A 16,547-nucleotide genomic window follows, 5' to 3' on the forward strand; every position below is an offset into this window, starting at 1 on the left:
AAAAAAAGAATAAATCAGTCAGCACTCTCATCATCAGAACCACTGGTTCAGACAACACCAAAGCGCCGCCAACATATCCCTTCCATTCCTATTCAATTTTCAAAGAACCCTGCCTAAACTACTGATCTTACTCAGTCTTTCAGGCAGCCACCCCAGCGTCGTCCGCTGCGGTGAACGGGCTTTTAGACCCCACACACACCACCGTCAACACCATTCTTCAAAAAAATGACATAACCCTTCGAAAAAACGTGCAGGGCCGGAAAAGAAAAGGGAGGCTGACGCCCCCCTTTCCTGAAAAAAAGCTCTATTCCGATACCCGGATCGACTCACAATCGATCTCTCCCGAAGTCTCGATCTGCTCATATTCGCGGAACCACGCCACGAAACGTTTGACCCCCTCTTCCAGACTGATCACGGGGCGCCAGCCGGTCAGAAGAGTCATCTTTTCATGCGATGACCAGGTAGCCTCGACATCCGAAAGTGGGCGACGACGCGTCGTGATGACGGCTTTGATGCCCAGTTCCTGTTCCAGGAGCGCTACCAGATGGCTCACCGCCGTGGGAGCATCACTTCCAAGGTTGAGAACACGAGAGACACCCTCCTCGGGTTCATTCATGAGGGCGGCGAGGACGCCAGATACGATATCATCAATATAAGTGAAGTCGCGCGCGAGCCCCTCGCCTTCATAAAGCGTCAGCGCTTTGCCCTCTGTGATCGCCTTGGCAAATTTGTAGTAGGCCATATCGGGACGACCCCAGGGGCCATAAGCTGTGAAGAAACGCAGTCCGGTCTGACGCAGACCGTATAGATGGGCATAGGCGTGAGCCGTCAGTTCACCAGCACGTTTAGTCACAGCGTAGAAAGAACCCGGTCGATCAACCGCATCGCTTTCACGAAAAGGCATCGTCTCATTCAGCCCATAAACCGAGGATGATGAGGCATAAACGATATGACGCAGGGCCGGGAGTTGACGTGCTGCTTCCAGAAGCACGACGTGGCCCATCATATTGGCCGTAACATAGGCACCGGGATCAGCCAGTGAGTAACGAACCCCTGCCTGCGCTGCCAGATGAACGATATGGCTGATGTCAGGATGTTCGCCCAAGATTGCCTCGACGTCCTCGCGACGGCTCAGATCACCCTGGCGAAAGGTAAAATCCGGCTTCGAGGCGAGTTGAGCGAGGCGATCCTGCTTGAGCCGGACACTGTAATACGCGTTGAGCGAGTCGAAGCCGACCACCTGATGGCCCTGGCTCAAAAGCTGTTCGGCGACGTGATAGCCGACAAAGCCAGCTGCACCGGTCAGGAAAATCTTCATGACGCTCAGTGCGCCGTGACCAGCGCTTTGGACGTCACCAGATCACCTACCACAATACCGGCTTTTTCCATTGCGCCCGCCGCTGTCTCCAGAACGGCTACCGATTCACCTTGCCCGGTCAGGCGACGTTCACTGAATGGCACGGCCCGCTCCGCAATTGCCTGGATACGGCCGTCAGCGCCGATGAAAACGATATCGAGCGAGACAGGTGTGTCATGCATCCACATCGCGGCAGCCTCGGGCGGGTTGAACAGGAAAAGCATACCCGTCCCGTCCGGCACACTCGTACGTGCCATCTCACCGGCTTCTTTCTCTTTTTGCGTGCGGGCAATCTCAACCGTGAAATCATGCTTATTGCCCTGACGATCAGTAATCGACAGGGACGCTTTCTCGAGCGCTGCCCGCGCAGCAACCGGCCGGGTTTCAGCCGCAGAAATCGGGAAAGCAGGCATGCCGATACCGAGGCTCGCCAGAAGCAGACTGCTTCGCAAAATCGTGTTCATGTCTGCACTCCCGCGTGTCAGGTGAGAAAAGGGTTATTGTGTCTTTCTTCGCCGATCATCGTCGGCAGTCCGTGCCCTGGCAGAACGATGAAATCATCGGGCAGAGAGAGCAAGCTGCGTCTGATCCCGGCGATCAGGGCCTCATGGTCGCCATAAGCGAAATCGGAGCGGCCAACAACGCCACGAAACAGTGTATCGCCCACAATGGCGAGTTTGTCTTCGCGACTTATAAAGACGACATGGCCCGGCGTATGTCCCGGGCAATGCGCAACTTCCAGGGTCAGCCCCGGCAGCGCGATGGTCTCTCCATCTTCCACAAACCGATCGGGATGCGCGTCCTGCAGATCGTAAAGTCCAAAGGCTTGCGCCTGCTCGACGATGGAACGCAGCAGAAAATCATCCCGCTTGTCGGGGCCGATCAGTGCCACCGGAGTGGTCTGACGTCTGACAAGACTTTCACGAAGCGCGTCGGCACCCCCAGCATGATCGAAATGCCCGTGCGTCAGCAGAATGGCGTCGACTGTGAGTCCCTCGAGCACCTGCAGGAGTTCGGGAACATCACCGCCCGGATCGAACACCACAGCGTGTCCGGTCTCCTGATTCTCGAAAACCGTACAATTCTGGCGCAGGGGGGTCACCTTGATAGTGCGGGCTCGCAATCCGGCTACTCCTTGGCTCGGGTCATGCTGCCATTCCTGGCAGTCCGGTTTCAGGGCGCGATACCGCGCCGAGGCTGCATATTCAAGCAATCATGCAGATGCGCAGGATTGACCCTAAGGTCGCCCCGGATCAGAGTTCCGCCCATCCGAAGCAGGGAAGCCTGCGCGGAACCGTCAGGTTTTCAGGAGACGATCATGAGCCGCATTATCCGCACCGAACCCAATCCCGTCATGTCCAAAGCCGTCGAGTATCACGGCTTCATCTTTACCCAGGGTGTGGTTGCCCGCAATCTCGATGCCGATTTCGATGCTCAGACAGCCGATGTGCTGGAACAGCTCGACATTCTCCTTGAGCAGCATGGCACGGATAATACCCGTATCCTGCAGGCTCAGATCTGGCTGAAGGAGATCAGTGACCGTGATGCATTGAACAAGCAATGGACGGCCTGGCTGCCCAAGGAGTCCGCACCGGCCCGCGCTTGCGTTCAGGCAGTTCTGGCCGATCCGCGTATGCTGGTGGAGATCATGCTGATCACAACAAAGTAAGGCCTCTTGACCTTTCCCTGGGGCGACACAAATTTTTCTCGGGGAAAGTTCATAAATTCGCCATGACTCCGCCTTACATGGGTTGCCAATTCGAGGTGAACTTAGTTACCTAGATGCAACACACAAATGGGCGGATACGGAATCAATGAACGTGAGACAGAAAAGTTGCCTCAGACTTCTCCGCAGGCCGATTTTTTCGTCTCTGACTGTTCTGTCAGTCCTAGTTGGGTCCGCGGTTCTGCCTTCAAAGGCTGAAGCCCGCCAGAAGAATTCTCACAAGCCTGCCATGCACAACGTGCATGCCGCCCATCATGGTGCTTCCCGCCACGGCGTCAGCATTCATCAGACCCGCTTCACACCGCGCCGCCATCGTTCCGGCGGGCATGTGATCCAGTGTGTTGCCTATGCCAAAACCGCCTCTGATGTCGTGCTGAGCGGCAACGCCCGAGACTGGTGGGAGAATTCCCGCGGAGTCTACGCGCGCGGTTCGGCTCCCGAGCCGGGCTCGGTTCTGAACTTTCGTGCCATCCGACGCATGCCCTACGGCCACGTGGCCGTGGTTCGCGCGGTCGAAGACAATCGGACGATCGTGATCGACCAGTCTCATTGGGCGCAGAACGGCATTGCGAAGAACGTACGCGTCATTGACGTGTCCCCCAATAATGACTGGTCTGCCGTTCGCGTTGCGCTGAACAGCAAGACCGAAACCTATGGCAGCATCTACCCCACTTATGGGTTCATCTATGGCCGTCCCGATGACGGTGTGATGATGGCCAATAATACGCCGGCCCCAGCACATCGTTCCACACGGTCGCGTTCTGTTGAAACAGCAAGCTTTGATGCCCTTCAGCATCCGATGAACTCGACCGAAGTGGCCGAGGCCCCGGAAGACGCTTTCGGGCTGGAAGGTCCCAGCCGTAACCTGCGCTAATCGTCAGCGCGGCTTATCGCCACCAAGGCGGCCCGGAAACGGGTCGCCTTTTTTTGTTGCCCTCATGACCGCCGTTGCTGAAGACAGAGCTGCGTATTTGTCAGGGGCGGACGGCGCGATGATACGGATGGCCCGCGCTTATGGCGCGCGCGCGGTAGATCTGTTCGGCCAGGAGTAGTCTGACGATCATATGCGGCCAGGTCATGCGGCCGAAGGACAGACGCGAATTGGCCCGATCAATCACGCTGGCTTCCAGCCCCTCAGCACCGCCAATGACAAAGCTCACTTGCTTGCCTGTCGCGAGCCAGGATTCGAGCATGGTGGAAAATTGTTGTGAATCGGGTGACGCCCCGCCCTCGTCAAGGGCGACAACAATGCCTCCCTCCGGGCAGGCTGCCAGAATGGCGGCAGCATCCTTGCGACGGATCTCCAGCGCGCTCCCGCGCGATTCAGCGATCTCGATCAGATCGATTTTCGGGCGGGTGCGTTCGACGTAGCGGTCGAACAGCTCCCGCTCCGGCCCTCTCTTCAGGCGACCGACAGCAACGATACGGATCATGCGGGATCAGAGATCCGTCGTATCCGCTTCGTCGGCTGCGCTGTCATCCAGATCCTTGCCCCACATGCGCTCGAGCGCGTAAAGCGCGCGGCTTTCCGGCTTGAACAGGTGCACAACGATATCGCCGGTGTCGAGCAGCACCCAATCCGTGCCATTCGCGCCTTCGATGGTGATACGCTTGATGCCGATCTCGTTCAGCTTGTCTTCGATATGCGATGCCATGGCTGCAATCTGACGATCGGCTATACCGGTAGCGACGACCATATGATCGGCAAAGCTCGCACGGCCGCGCAGATCGAGGGTCACGATATCCTCGGCCTTGTCCTCGTCGAGACTTGTCGTGATGACGACCAGCGCCTTTTCGACCAGCTCGCGCTCTGCGCCCTCGCGCGGAGCGGTACGCGCCTTGCGCGGCCCGGCGGCGGCAGCCTTCTTGCGCGGTGTTCCAGCAGTTTTCAGGGTTGCGGTAGCCTCGCCCGTGGCGAGTTTGGTCTTGGTCTCACCAGCGGACGCGCGGCTGCGACGGGCTGGGGTGGTCGTCTCGTCGGACGGTTTTCTGGCGATGGCTCGACACTCCGGTCATGGCATTAGAGAGAGCGCGGCGGGATAGTTTCCAGAATCCCTCAACGCTGTCGCTGATATACCGTTTTGCGGCGCCGGAAGAAAAGCCCAGACACCACCTTTCGAACGCGAGAGAATCGGCCCCTGCCTTGCGGGCACCCGCAAATGACTCAGTGCATGGGTCGCCTTGCCCGAGAGCGCGGTACGGTTACTGCCTGGTCGCGGGACCACCGCCATCGGCACATGCAGTGCCAGTTCATGCCAGCGGCGCCAGCGTGTCAGCGTTGCCAGGCTATCTGCTCCCATCAGCCAGACGAACCGCGCATTGGGGAATCGCAACCTGAGCAGGGCAATGGTCTCGACCGTATAGCGCTTGTTCAGACGCGCCTCGATATCGGTCGCGATGATACGGCGTCCATCCGCCAGAGCCCGCGCCGAATCGAGCCTGTTCTCAAACGGTGCCATACCGATTCGTGGCTTGAGAGGATTACCGGGAGAGACCATGAGCCAGACCTGGTCGAGTCGCAGGTGGGTCAGGGCATAGCGGGCAAGCTGGAGATGGCCTGCATGAGCAGGGTTGAAAGATCCACCCAGCAAACCGACCGAAATCGCACGCCCATCCCCGTATTTCGGAATTTGGGGCACGTCAGGGGCGTGTCTGTCCGGTGCCCCGCACCTCGTAACGGAAAGTCGTCAGCTGCTCCAATCCTACCGGACCCCGCGCGTGGATCTTTCCGGTTGCAATGCCGATCTCGGCCCCAAAACCGAATTCGCCCCCGTCACAGAACTGCGTCGAGGCATTCCACATCACCACTGCGCTATCGGTCCCGTTCAGGAAACGCTCGGCGATAGCTGCGTTTTCCGTGATGATCGCCTCGGTATGACCGCTCCCATAGCGTGCGATATGCGCGAGCGCCGCATCCACATCCTCGACCACGGCTACGGAAAGACGGGCATCGAGCCATTCCGTCGCAAAATCATCGGAGGTCGCGGGCTCGAGATCATGCACGATACGACGCGCTGTCTCATCGCCCAAAATCGCACATCCGAGTGCATGAAGGTCCTGTACCAGAACCGGCAGCAACGATTCGGCGATCGCGTCATCGATCAGCAACGTCTCCGTTGCCCCGCAAATTCCGGTGCGGCGCATCTTGGCATTGGCCAGGATTTCACGCGCCATGCCGATATCGGCATCACGGTGGATATAGGTGTGACACAACCCATCCGCATGGGCGAGCACGGGCACGCGTGCTTCGCGCTGCACGCGCTCCACCAGGGATTTGCCGCCGCGCGGGATGATCATGTCGATCTCTCCTGCCGCGCCCAGCATCGAGGCCACATGGACACGATCGGAATCGGGCACGATCTGCACGCAATCGCGGGGCAGCCCGGCCTGCTCCAGACCCTGCTGGATACAGGACTGAATGCACCGCGCCGAATTGAGGCTCTCGGAGCCCCCACGCAAGATCACAGCGTTACCCGATTTGACGCATAGTCCCGCAGCATCGGCCCCGACATTGGGCCGGCTCTCGTAAATCATGCCAATCACCCCCAGGGGGGTGGCGACGCGGCGGATGTTCAACCCGTTGGGGCGGGTCCATTCGGACAACACTCGCCCCACAGGGTCAGGCAGCAAAGCGATGGATTCGAGACCCTTGGCCATGGCTTCGATGCGTGCGGGGGTGAGTGTCAACCGATCGATGAAAGCGGCGCTCGCCTTGGAAGACGCCACATCGCGTGCGTTGGCCACAAGAATATCGGCGGCATGATCCCGCAGCGCAGCGGCTGCTGCGCGCAGGGCTTCGTTCCTCTGGCTGTCCGGAGCAATAGCAAGAATGCGTGCCGCCGCGCGCGCTGGTCCGGTCAGGGCCTTGAAATCGGACGGGCTCGTTGCGGCTTCCATCATGCATTCTCCTGTCTGCGATGCATTTTCTGTACCTTTCGGGACCAGACCTGCGAAAGGACGATCAGCTATGTATCACTCCTGCACAGCTTGAAAAGATCGCCCGATAGCCAGGCTGGCTGCGACATTGCGCGCACAGCGCTGCAGAGCGGGCTCGGCTTCGTTGAATGCCTCCTCCAGTGAACAAGGGCGATCGAGGCTGCTGAACAATGCCCCGAACCCGGTTTCGTACAAGGCTTCGTGGCCCTGACCCAACGTACCGGCTATGGCAACGACCGGCTTGCCCGACGCGCGGGCGAGGCTGGCGACGGCCTGAGGTGCCTTGCCCTGCGCCGTCTGGCCATCCAGCCTGCCCTCTCCCGTGATGACCAGATCCATGGCAGGCATCATTTTTTCGAGGCCGAGGAGCCGCGCAATCGCCTCAGCTCCCGGCACAAGTTGCGCACCACAAAGCCCCACGAGCCCGAGCCCTGCCCCACCGGCCGCACCGATACCAGGCAAAACGGACAGATCACGCCCACAATGGACCTCGATCAGACTCGCCAGACGGGCGAGCGCGGCATTGAGTATGGGGATCATGGGCGGCGTTGCCCCTTTCTGGGGGCCGAACACATTGGCCGCACCTGTTTCCCCCAGAAGGGGAGCCGTTACATCGCACAGGATTTCAATCGTGCACTCTGTCAGCCTAGGGTCGAGTCCTTCCTTGTGGAGCGAGAACACCGCGCCCAATGGACCACCGCCCTGCGCAATTTCGCGGCCCTGCAGATCGCGCAGCGAGACACCGAGAGCCTGAAGCAGGCCAGCCCCCCCGTCGCAGGTCGCGCTTCCCCCCAGCGCGAGCACCAGATGACGACAACCCAGATCGAGCGCGGCGCGCATGATCTCGCCCACACCCTGTGTCGTCGTAAAAAGCGGGGTGCGTGATTCGGGAGGAACCTGTGCAAGGCCAGCCGCCTCGGCCAGCTCGATCAACGCTGTGCGCCCCTGATCGAGCACGGCAAATTTCGCCGCTACCGGCAGGCCCAGCGGGCCGCATACCATCCGTGTTTCGAGATGACCGCCTAGAACCCGCGCCATGAGAGAGGCCGTGCCTTCTCCCCCATCCGCCATGGGATAGCCGTGATAGCGCGCCTTAGGGAAGATTGACGAAAACCCGGTGATAATCGCCTGAACGACAGCCTCGGCTGTCAGGCTTTCCTTGAACGAGTCACAGGCAACGAGAATATCCATGGGCGCCTCGGGTATAGCGCCCCTATCTTCCACACGCCGCGCCGATCGGGTCAAGTCCCGGTGCGCGGCTGGGCAGATCGCTCAGACGTTGAAGCGAAACAGTAAGACATCGCCATCCTGCACCACATATTCCTTGCCCTCGATACGCAGCTTGCCCGCTTCCTTGGCGCCCGATTCACCGCCACAGCTAATATAGTCGTCATAGGCCACGGTTTCGCAGGCAATGAAGCCTCGTTCGAAGTCATTGTGAATGACGGCCGCAGCCTGCGGGGCTTTTGTGCCCTTGGTGATGGTCCAAGCGCGAGTCTCTTTGGGGCCAACCGTGAAATAGGTGCTGAGACCCAGCAGGCCATAACCAGCAGCAATCACACGATCCAGGCCGGAATTGCTCAGCCCCAGCCCCTCGAGGAACTCGGCGCGCTCTTCCTGCGGCAGCTGGCTGACTTCCGCTTCGATGGCGGCAGAGACCACAACCATGGCAGCCCCCTCGGCCTCGGCGCGCTTGCGCACGGCTTCGGAATGGCTATTGCCGGTGGCGGCTGAGCCTTCCTCGACATTGCAGACATAGAGCACCGGCTTGGTGGTCATGAGTTGCAGGCGGCGCGCGGTTTCTTCCTCGCCTTTCGGCACAGCGGTGCGGGCAGACTTGCCCTCACGCAGGGCCGCGATGATGGGGTCCATGATGGCGAGCTGCTGCTGCGCTTCACGGTCATTGCCCCGGGCGCGCTTCTGCAGCGAGACCTGACGCTTTTCGAGCGAATCCAGATCGGCCAGCATCAGTTCGGTCTCGATGATCTCGGCATCGCGCACCGGGTCCACACCGCCCTCGACATGGGTGATGTCGTCATCCTCGAAGCAGCGCAGCACATGGATGATGGCATCGACTTCGCGAATATTGGCGAGAAACTGGTTACCCAGCCCTTCGCCACGAGAAGCGCCGCGCACGAGACCGGCAATATCGACGAATTCGAGGCTGGTCGGCAGGATCTTCTGCGACTTGCCGATACGCGCGAGGTTGTCGAGACGCGCGTCGGGCACGGCCACGCGCCCCACATTGGGTTCGATCGTGCAGAAGGGATAGTTCGCCGCCTGGGCTGCTGCCGTTTCCGTCAGCGCGTTGAACAGGGTGGATTTGCCCACATTGGGGAGCCCCACGATGCCACAATTGAAGCCCATCAGCGTTTCTCCCCGCACAGCATGGCGATTTTTGTCATTGTCGCTTCCGGTTCCCCCTTGGCCAGCAGGGGCGACGCCGCAGCCACGGCATCGAGAAGCGTTTCAAGTTCTGTCTGTTCGGCCTTGGCGAAATCGCCCAGCACATGACCCGTCACACGGTCCTTGTGGCCAGGGTGGCCGATACCGAGGCGCACGCGCTGGTAGCTCTGGTCCCCCAGCATCCTGTCCATCGAGCGAAGACCATTATGCCCCGCTGCGCCGCCGCCCCGTTTGACGCGCACCTTGCAGAAGGCAAGATCGAGCTCGTCATGAAACGCCGTGATGTCAGAGACCGGAATCTTGAAGAACCGTACAGCCTGCTGCACGCTTTCGCCGGACAGATTCATATAGGTCATGGGCTTGAGCAGAAGAACCTTTTGTCCCTCGATGCTCCCCTCGGCCGTCTCTCCCTTGAAGCGTGCACGCCAGGGAGAAAACCGGTAGTATTCGGCAATACGCTCGACAGCCATGAAGCCAATGTTATGGCGCTGCCTGCGCATGCCGGGCTCGGGGTTACCGAGCCCGGTCCAGAGTAGCATTGCGGCCACCCTGAGCGGTCTTACTTCTTCTTCGCAGGAGCAGCGGCTTCAGCAGCAGCCTTCGCAGCGGCTTCAGCTTCCATCTCGGCATCGACCGTCGGCGGCGCGATGGTGGCGATAACGAAGTTCGGCAGCTGCAGAACCGGCGTCACGTTCTCGGTGCCGGTCAGATCGTCCCAACGCACGTTGTCGTGGATGTCGAGCGCGCTCAGATCAACCGTGAAGCTCGCCGGGATGTTGTCCACATCGGCCATGACGTCCACCGTGTGGCGAACCAGGTTCAGCACGCCACCGCGCTTGATGCCAGGAGCCTTGTCTTCGCCGGTCACGTGAATGGCGACGGTCACATGAACCTTCTCGCCAGCCGCCAGACGCTGGAAATCGACATGGATCGGCGCATCGGTCACGGGGTGCAGCTGTACTTCACGCAGCAGGGCGCGCACGGTGCCACCTTCGAGCGGCAGTTCATACAGGCGCGAGCGCCAGCCGCCACGAACCATTTCCTTGTGAATGATGCGCGGATCGATCTGGATCAGCGAGGGCTCCTGCTTGCCACCATACACAACACCCGGCACCAGACCGGCACGTCTCGTTGCGCGCGCTGCCCCCTTACCAGCCTTCGCGCGCGTAGAGACTTCGAGGGACGTCATATTTGTCACGGTATTCTCCCAAATTCATTGCACTCATGGCCTCCAGGGGTGCCTGAGTGAAGGCGCGCCTTAGCGGAAATGAGGATGCAAAGCAATGATCTTCGGGAGTCGGCGGGCGATTTGCCCGCATGTTGCCTGGAGACAGGGGTGCTTCTCAGGGCTCTGCCCTGAAACCCGCAAAGGAGCGCAGCCCCTTTGATCCCGATTGAAAAAAGCGGGGGTGAAAGGGACTTGTCCCTTCCGGGGTACGGAGCAGCGCCTCGCTTCCCGTACTGGTTGCGCTGCCTCAGGCCTCCGCTCTGAAACCCATGAAGGAGCACAGCCCCTAAGATCCCGATTCAGAAAAGCCGGGATGAAAGGGGCTTGTCCCTTTCCGGGGCGCGGGGCAGCGCCCCGCTTCCCTTATTCGTAAGCGGTCAGCACCCAGCCATTTTCCGTCGGATCGCAATAAAGCGGCACAGCGTTGGCGAGGCGGACATTGATCGGCAGGCTCATGGCGGCGCGCAAGGCGCGGAACAGCGCGCCATGAGCGACGATCATGGGGATACCGTCCTGCTCGAGCGCGCGGTTAACGGCACTGGCAGCACGGGTTTTCAGGCCTTCGAAGGTTTCGCAGCCCTCGGGGGTGAATTCGCCGGCGATCCAGGGGTCGTACCAGTCGCCCATGGGCTCGCCTTCCATCACGCCGAAACACACTTCCTCGAGGTCGCGATCGGTGCTGAGCGGAAGGGTGACGCCACTCGCACTAACGATAGCTTGCTGAGCAGCGAGTGCCGTGTCGTGTGCGCGTGTCAGGGGCGATGCGACGATACGCGCAATTGGTGCTGCGCCATCGCGCCAGTGGCGCGAGAGGGAGGCACCAGCCTTGACGGCCTGTTCGCGCCCGGTGGCATTCAGGGGAATGTCCGTCCGGCCCTGAGAAAGATTCTGGGCGTTCCAGTCGGTCTGACCGTGGCGCAGGTACCAGAAGGGGCGACGAAGCAGCATGAATACCGATCCTTAATCGAAAAGCGAGGAAACAGAGCTTTCATCTGCCACAGCACTCATGGCGCGCGCCAGAAGATTGGCGGTGCTGATCTGCCGGATATTGGGCGAGCTTTCCATGGCCTCGGTGGCGGGGATGCTATCGGTCAAGGTCAGCATCTTGATGGGTGAGGCTGTAATGCGCTCGACCGCCTGCCCGGTAAGGACACCATGAGTCACATAGGCTTCAACCCCGGCGGCACCGTGATTCATCAGGGCTTGGGCGGCGTTGCACAGGGAGCCGCCGCTATCGACGATATCATCCACCAGGATACAGTAACGGCCGCTCACATCGCCGATCACGTTCATGACCTCCGACACGCCGGCGCGCTCGCGGCGCTTGTCGATGATGGCGAGATCGGTGGTCAGTCGCTGCGCCAGCTGGCGTGCGCGCACCACGCCACCCACGTCAGGGGAGACAATCATCAGGTCTTCATTCGGATGTCGGGCATTGATGTCGCGCTTGAAGAGCGGCGCAGCATAAAGGTTATCGACCGGGATATCGAAAAAGCCCTGAATCTGCATGGCGTGCAGATCCATGGTCAGGATGCGGTTGGCACCGGCTTCAACCAGGAGATTGGCGACCAGCTTGGCGCTGATGGGCGTACGCGGACCCGATTTACGGTCCTGCCTTGCATAGCCGAAATAGGGCATCACTGCGGTGACGCGACGGGCTGACCCGCGACGCAGGGCGTCGAGCATGATCAGCAATTCCATCAGATTGTCATTGGTGGGCGAGCAGGTGCTCTGGATCACGAACACGTCTTCGCCGCGCACGTTTTCCTGAATCTCCACGAAGACTTCAGCATCGGCAAAACGCCGCACGGACACCTTGCACAGGGGGAGGCGCAATTCCTGAGCAACGGCACGCGCCAGAGGCAGGTTACTGTTACAGGCGACGATCTTCATCGGGAAACGACTCCGGTCCGGGGCGGCAGCAAACGCGGCCTTCTAACAATGCTGCGCCACGCTGTCATTAACTCATGGGGATCGGGGATCGTCGATAGAGCGTTTTTTACAGGCCTAGTGCGCGCCTCTACCCATGTGCTGGGTATCAGCTTTCGAAATGCGATCTGAAGTCTTCGTAGCCGCTGAACACATGAACACCGCTTTCCCTGCAACCGGGCCACACTTGTTCGACATCTTCCAGACAGGCTTCTGAAAGAACGTAGAGCATTGGAAGATCTTCACCACAGCTTGGATCAATCAAAGAAAGTCGGTGAATTTCGATGAGGTGCCACAATGCGCGGATCGTGCCTTCGCGGCCGAGAGGCCGGTCCCAGTCGAGACTGTCGACCTGCCCGTTTTTGACGGTAAAACGAAACGTGTCGGTAGACGATCCGAAATTGGTGCACCCGTCAGGAGAAGTACAAGGTATCTGCTCGCCCGTCCCGATACCGCCATACCCGTCCCCCCCCGTCTACACTCCATTCCTTGAAGAAAGGACCGCCAATCGCCTTGAGTGCGGAGCGAATATCAGCGGGCGGGAAACTCCCCGTACCATTTTCGGCTTTGGGGTCGACCTTCTGCAGGAGAATAGATCTACTCATGATCGAGCCTCCCCCCAAAAAAAACCCCCGCCCCTGATACCGGGGTGAGGGGGTTCCAGCTGTGTCAGTCAGTACCATATTTCACCGAACGCGGCCCATAAAGCAGACCATCGGGCGGCCCGACCTTCAGAAGACGGTTGGCTGCTGTGCCGGCTTCGACAAAACTCTCATCCGTCAGGCTATCAACAACCTGATTGATAGCCGCATTAACGAGCACACCGATCAGACCACCAGCTCCGGAATTCTGATTCTTCTCAGCGCTCGAAGCCGTTCCGGTTCCAGTCCAGAGCACTGAGCCGGTCTTCAGATCTACGAGCTTCGCACTGGCTGTCACGACGGTATTGCTGTTGATCACGTGATAGACCGAGCCGTAATCGGTGATGGTGGTGTACAGCACGGCATCGGCGCCATAAATCGTACGCAGCTTTTCAGCAGGGACCTGAATGATTTCATCAGGAACACTCAATCCGTTCTGTCGGAATGTCTCGGTCTCGAGCGTTACGGGAATGACGTAATAACCGCCCTCGGCCAGCGGCAGTGACATCTGCGACAGCAGACCATTGGTAGCCTTGATATCGGGCGTATGATTGACCGGCGGCAAAACGAGAATGGTACGCGGCTTCGCAGCCTTGAAAGCGGTGTAATCGGGAGCTTTGACCTGTGAGGCACAGGCTGTAACGGCAAAGCAGAGCGCCAGCGCGGCAAAACGACCCATCAAAGAAAAAGTCTTCATGACGACACCTTCGTATTTTGAGGCGCACTGACATTCTGAGTCTGGGGCGAATTGGAAGACGAGCCTGGGGCCTGACCGAGATTCTTCAGCAGGAAGTCCATATAGGTGGTGGCTTCAGGAAAAAGCGTCTTTTCCTGAGTGAATTCCTGCTGCGCCAGATCGGTCTTGCCCTCTGCGGCATAAAGCAGGCCGAGATGGGCATGAAAGCCGGGCGGAACCGAGAGCCCCTTGGCGCGCGCCTTCTCCATGTCTTTTTCCATGACGGTAATTTGGGCCAGCGGATCGGTCTTGCCCTGAAGGTAGAGATATTGCTGAGCCTGAAAATTCTGCCAGCTATAGAGCGGCGGCGTTGACTGCCCGGAGCAGGCAGCCAGAACTCCTGGCAGCGCTATGCCTGCCAGAATTCTTGCGTAACGAGACATGGTTTGGAAATCCATTTATTGGTTTTGTAAGTGGGATCGAAGTCACAGAGAGTCAGTGAATCTGACCCGAATCGACCTCCTGTGCGAAATGATTCACCGCGTCCTGAATGGCCAGGTCGAGCACCTTGCCATTGAGCGTCGAGTCATAGCTCGCTGTACTGCCGAACCCGATCACCTCGCGATCGGAGAGGCTGTATTCGGCCGAACCCTCGCTCGTCGCAACAATCTGCGACGTCAGGGGATTGACGATCTGAAGGCTCACCTTGGCATAGGCAATCTGGCTATGGCCGCGCCCCGCAATGCCAAAAAGCTGCATATCCCCGACTTCCTTGCGACCGAAAGCAGTCACATCCCCAGTCACCAGATACTGCGCGCCCTGAATGGATTGACCCTGCTTGAGAAATCCAGCCTCCTGTTTCCCCTCGGCCAGATTATCGCGATCCATCACTGAAAACCGGCCTGATTGCTGCAGGCGCGTCAGCAAGATGGTTCGTGCCTGGTTACCCAGACGATCGATCCCATCCGAGAAGATACCGTTCATGTAATTAGAACGATTGGCAAATTTTCCTGCGGCAATCGGGACGCGCGGCCCATTATAAGCTGTCTGCGCAACCTGAACCGGCGGCACGGGCAGAGTACGGGAAGACTCGGTGGCGCAGGCACTCAGTAACAGAGTGGATGCGAGAATACCGTGTAGTGCAAAAATGATGCGCATCAGCCCTAGCCCTCATATCGTTATTGAAAGGTCAATAATCGAACATTCGGCACAGTTCTTCCCATAATCGACATGATCATGAAATAGTGAAATGGCCGATATAAGCGTCTGGTCTGAAAAGAAGTCTCCCTGAACTCTCAGTGAACAGATCATGACGGCTCCGTTATGCATCGGGGACCCTGAAGCCACGATGATTTGTATTGTCTCCACTATGTGACAGGCGCTGAATGTGTTGTCTCCATGAAGCAATCTGGCCCCCGATGACATGTCGACCCATTCTGAAAAGTCCTGTGGCGACGTCATCGGGCGGTCGCTCGTCATACCGGCAAAACCGAGCTCGACCGTTCATGAGAGTGCAATCCTGCGCCACAACTCGCTCTATACGATGGCAGGGATCCTGATCGCCCCGTCCACCTATTGCGCCGGAGAGACTATCGCGGGTGCCTTCAATTTCCACGTTTTCGCCCCCAGTATTATCGCGCTGGAGTCACCTGCGCGGGAGATCCCGGAATTCCCCGAGGGCGCGCGCTGCTTCTGGCTCGGCTATTTCCACGACCACTTCGGTCATTTCCTGACGAGTACGCTGCAGCGCCTCTGGCGATTGCGCCATCATCGGCATAGACCGGACTGGTATATCGCGCCCAATTACAGGCCAATGGACGACGAAAACAGCTTCATCAACGTCTTTCTCGACAATATGGGCATTGACCGAACGCGCATCATTGCGCCGCCAGAAAACACGCTCCTTCATCAGGTCGAGATCCCCGAGCCCGCCTTTGTCGAAAACGCCCATTGTCATGCGCTCTGGGCGCCATTCATGCGTGATCTCGGACGCCGCATTCTGGGAAGAAGCCGTCTTCCCCCCAAAGGGAACCCTGTCTTTCTCTCCCGGAGCCACGCAGGCGCGACGACACGGCGCTATGAAGGCGACGATATCCTGTGCGCACTCCTCTCTCCCATTGGAGTCGAGATCTGCCAGCCGGAGACATTATCGGTCAAAGATCAGCTCGCCTTGTGGGAGAGCCACACCGTCTTCATCGGGTTTTCAGGGTCAGCGTTCATGAATGCCGCCTTTTTCGAAAACAAGACGGTCATCATACTGAACCACGACACCTACATCTTTGGTACACAGCGGATGATCGACGCCGTGTGCCACCATCATGCCCTTTATCTCGATGTCTCCGCCTTTCTGCGCGCCGATGATGTCGAGCCAAACCACTACCGCATCACCGATCCAGCTGGGCTGGCACATCACGTCGTCATGGCGTGGCGGCGCGAAGCGCAGGCTTGTCGACCCGATGTCCAGGGCATTTGCGCGCTTCCGACGCTCCCAGATCAGCGTCGCCCCATCGCAACATCCGGTCTGGCTTGACCAGAAGCCCCGCTCTGCCTGACAGATTGACATATCGGGGTGATGACAAATCAGCGTGCCCCTCCATCGGAAAGGAACAACGCCATGAACGCAACCGAACGCGGCATAAGAGAGCAGT

At 59.1% G+C, this 16,547-nt stretch carries 20 protein-coding genes; 3 read left to right on the forward strand and 17 right to left on the reverse strand.

The window, feature by feature from the left end; translation table 11 throughout:
- Positions 1-304: 304 nt before the first annotated feature.
- Genes C0V97_RS06985 through C0V97_RS06995 form a run of 3 tightly spaced genes read right to left on the reverse strand, consistent with a single transcriptional unit; the run spans position 305 to position 2,480 of the window.
- Positions 305-1,318 (reverse strand): NAD-dependent epimerase/dehydratase family protein, encoded by a 1,014-nt coding sequence (locus tag C0V97_RS06985; protein WP_127101923.1) that lies wholly within the window; start codon positions 1,316-1,318, stop codon positions 305-307.
- Between the two features lie 5 nt (positions 1,319-1,323).
- Complete coding sequence (locus C0V97_RS06990; protein ID WP_127101924.1) at positions 1,324-1,821, reverse strand: DUF192 domain-containing protein; 498 nt, start codon at positions 1,819-1,821, stop codon at positions 1,324-1,326.
- 17 nt (positions 1,822-1,838) lie between these two features.
- Entirely contained in the window at positions 1,839-2,480 is a 642-nt protein-coding gene (locus C0V97_RS06995; protein WP_233582023.1) for an MBL fold metallo-hydrolase, read from the reverse strand.
- Between the two features lie 195 nt (positions 2,481-2,675).
- Between C0V97_RS06995 and C0V97_RS07000 the strand changes: the two genes are divergently transcribed.
- Both C0V97_RS07000 and C0V97_RS07005 read left to right on the forward strand, forming a co-directional pair.
- Positions 2,676-3,026, forward strand: coding sequence for a RidA family protein (locus tag C0V97_RS07000; protein WP_127101925.1), 351 nt, complete (start codon positions 2,676-2,678; stop codon positions 3,024-3,026).
- A gap of 145 nt (positions 3,027-3,171) precedes the next feature.
- Positions 3,172-3,957, forward strand: coding sequence for a CHAP domain-containing protein (locus tag C0V97_RS07005; RefSeq protein ID WP_233582024.1), 786 nt, complete (start codon positions 3,172-3,174; stop codon positions 3,955-3,957).
- A 100-nt stretch (positions 3,958-4,057) separates the two neighbouring features.
- Here the strand turns inward: C0V97_RS07005 and C0V97_RS07010 are convergent, their stop codons facing one another.
- The 14 genes from C0V97_RS07010 to C0V97_RS07075 form a co-directional block, all read right to left on the reverse strand.
- A complete protein-coding gene (locus C0V97_RS07010) occupies positions 4,058-4,513 on the reverse strand; it encodes a 23S rRNA (pseudouridine(1915)-N(3))-methyltransferase RlmH (protein ID WP_199751700.1) in 456 nt (151 codons plus the stop codon).
- 9 nt (positions 4,514-4,522) lie between these two features.
- On the reverse strand, positions 4,523-4,975 hold the full coding sequence (rsfS, locus tag C0V97_RS07015) for a ribosome silencing factor (RefSeq protein ID WP_127101928.1): 453 nt from the start codon (positions 4,973-4,975) through the stop codon (positions 4,523-4,525).
- Between the two features lie 120 nt (positions 4,976-5,095).
- On the reverse strand, positions 5,096-5,722 hold the full coding sequence (locus C0V97_RS07020) for a nicotinate-nucleotide adenylyltransferase (RefSeq protein ID WP_233582025.1): 627 nt from the start codon (positions 5,720-5,722) through the stop codon (positions 5,096-5,098).
- Between the two features lies 1 nt (position 5,723).
- Positions 5,724-6,983, reverse strand: a complete 1,260-nt coding sequence (locus C0V97_RS07025) for a glutamate-5-semialdehyde dehydrogenase (RefSeq protein WP_127101929.1) — start codon at positions 6,981-6,983, stop codon at positions 5,724-5,726.
- Positions 6,984-7,055: 72 nt separating this feature from the next.
- Positions 7,056-8,210: a glycerate kinase gene (locus C0V97_RS07030; RefSeq protein ID WP_127101930.1), complete on the reverse strand. Its 1,155-nt coding sequence runs from the start codon at positions 8,208-8,210 to the stop codon at positions 7,056-7,058.
- 81 nt (positions 8,211-8,291) lie between these two features.
- The gene (gene ychF / locus C0V97_RS07035; protein ID WP_127101931.1) at positions 8,292-9,386 is read right to left on the reverse strand and encodes a redox-regulated ATPase YchF; all 1,095 of its coding nucleotides are present in this window, start codon (positions 9,384-9,386) and stop codon (positions 8,292-8,294) included.
- Positions 9,386-9,964 carry an aminoacyl-tRNA hydrolase gene (pth, locus tag C0V97_RS07040; protein WP_127101938.1) on the reverse strand — a complete coding sequence of 193 codons (579 nt, stop codon included), beginning with the start codon at positions 9,962-9,964 and terminating at the stop codon, positions 9,386-9,388. The genes ychF and pth overlap by 1 nt, the downstream gene beginning before the upstream one ends.
- A gap of 20 nt (positions 9,965-9,984) precedes the next feature.
- Positions 9,985-10,623, reverse strand: a complete 639-nt coding sequence (locus C0V97_RS07045) for a 50S ribosomal protein L25/general stress protein Ctc (RefSeq protein WP_127101932.1) — start codon at positions 10,621-10,623, stop codon at positions 9,985-9,987.
- 393 nt (positions 10,624-11,016) lie between these two features.
- Entirely contained in the window at positions 11,017-11,601 is a 585-nt protein-coding gene (locus C0V97_RS07050) for a histidine phosphatase family protein (protein WP_127101933.1), read from the reverse strand.
- Between the two features lie 12 nt (positions 11,602-11,613).
- Positions 11,614-12,546 (reverse strand): ribose-phosphate pyrophosphokinase, encoded by a 933-nt coding sequence (locus tag C0V97_RS07055; RefSeq protein WP_127101934.1) that lies wholly within the window; start codon positions 12,544-12,546, stop codon positions 11,614-11,616.
- Positions 12,547-12,995: 449 nt separating this feature from the next.
- Positions 12,996-13,187, reverse strand: coding sequence for a hypothetical protein (locus C0V97_RS07060; protein ID WP_127101935.1), 192 nt, complete (start codon positions 13,185-13,187; stop codon positions 12,996-12,998).
- 64 nt (positions 13,188-13,251) lie between these two features.
- Entirely contained in the window at positions 13,252-13,920 is a 669-nt protein-coding gene (locus tag C0V97_RS07065) for a DUF799 domain-containing protein (RefSeq protein ID WP_127099496.1), read from the reverse strand.
- The gene (locus tag C0V97_RS07070; protein ID WP_127099498.1) at positions 13,917-14,342 is read right to left on the reverse strand and encodes a DUF4810 domain-containing protein; all 426 of its coding nucleotides are present in this window, start codon (positions 14,340-14,342) and stop codon (positions 13,917-13,919) included. Before C0V97_RS07070 ends, C0V97_RS07065 begins: the two co-directional genes overlap by 4 nt.
- 52 nt (positions 14,343-14,394) lie before the next feature.
- Positions 14,395-15,057 (reverse strand): CsgG/HfaB family protein, encoded by a 663-nt coding sequence (locus C0V97_RS07075; RefSeq protein WP_127099500.1) that lies wholly within the window; start codon positions 15,055-15,057, stop codon positions 14,395-14,397.
- Between the two features lie 265 nt (positions 15,058-15,322).
- Between C0V97_RS07075 and C0V97_RS07080 the strand changes: the two genes are divergently transcribed.
- Complete coding sequence (locus tag C0V97_RS07080) at positions 15,323-16,429, forward strand: DUF563 domain-containing protein (protein WP_127099502.1); 1,107 nt, start codon at positions 15,323-15,325, stop codon at positions 16,427-16,429.
- The last annotated feature ends 118 nt before the right edge of the window (positions 16,430-16,547 follow it).

It is taken from the genome of Asaia sp. W19 (genome assembly GCF_003994335.1).
Lineage (GTDB): Bacteria > Pseudomonadota > Alphaproteobacteria > Acetobacterales > Acetobacteraceae > Asaia.

Bases quoted from the DNA above. Each gene is read 5' to 3' on its own strand.
- C0V97_RS07025 (WP_127101929.1), bottom strand. From the start codon at position 6,983: ATGATGGAAGCCGCAACGAGCCCGTCCGATTTCAAGGCCCTGACCGGA.
- C0V97_RS07050 (WP_127101933.1), bottom strand. From the start codon at position 11,601: ATGCTGCTTCGTCGCCCCTTCTGGTACCTGCGCCACGGTCAGACCGAC.
- C0V97_RS07030 (WP_127101930.1), bottom strand. From the start codon at position 8,210: ATGGATATTCTCGTTGCCTGTGACTCGTTCAAGGAAAGCCTGACAGCC.
- C0V97_RS07005 (WP_233582024.1), top strand. From the start codon at position 3,172: ATGAACGTGAGACAGAAAAGTTGCCTCAGACTTCTCCGCAGGCCGATT.
- pth (WP_127101938.1), bottom strand. From the start codon at position 9,964: ATGCTACTCTGGACCGGGCTCGGTAACCCCGAGCCCGGCATGCGCAGG.
- C0V97_RS07060 (WP_127101935.1), bottom strand. From the start codon at position 13,187: ATGAGTAGATCTATTCTCCTGCAGAAGGTCGACCCCAAAGCCGAAAAT.
- C0V97_RS07075 (WP_127099500.1), bottom strand. From the start codon at position 15,057: ATGCGCATCATTTTTGCACTACACGGTATTCTCGCATCCACTCTGTTA.
- C0V97_RS07080 (WP_127099502.1), top strand. From the start codon at position 15,323: ATGTCGACCCATTCTGAAAAGTCCTGTGGCGACGTCATCGGGCGGTCG.
- C0V97_RS07070 (WP_127099498.1), bottom strand. From the start codon at position 14,342: ATGTCTCGTTACGCAAGAATTCTGGCAGGCATAGCGCTGCCAGGAGTT.
- C0V97_RS07055 (WP_127101934.1), bottom strand. From the start codon at position 12,546: ATGAAGATCGTCGCCTGTAACAGTAACCTGCCTCTGGCGCGTGCCGTT.
- C0V97_RS07065 (WP_127099496.1), bottom strand. From the start codon at position 13,920: ATGAAGACTTTTTCTTTGATGGGTCGTTTTGCCGCGCTGGCGCTCTGC.
- C0V97_RS06985 (WP_127101923.1), bottom strand. From the start codon at position 1,318: ATGAAGATTTTCCTGACCGGTGCAGCTGGCTTTGTCGGCTATCACGTC.
- ychF (WP_127101931.1), bottom strand. From the start codon at position 9,386: ATGGGCTTCAATTGTGGCATCGTGGGGCTCCCCAATGTGGGCAAATCC.
- C0V97_RS07000 (WP_127101925.1), top strand. From the start codon at position 2,676: ATGAGCCGCATTATCCGCACCGAACCCAATCCCGTCATGTCCAAAGCC.
- C0V97_RS06990 (WP_127101924.1), bottom strand. From the start codon at position 1,821: ATGAACACGATTTTGCGAAGCAGTCTGCTTCTGGCGAGCCTCGGTATC.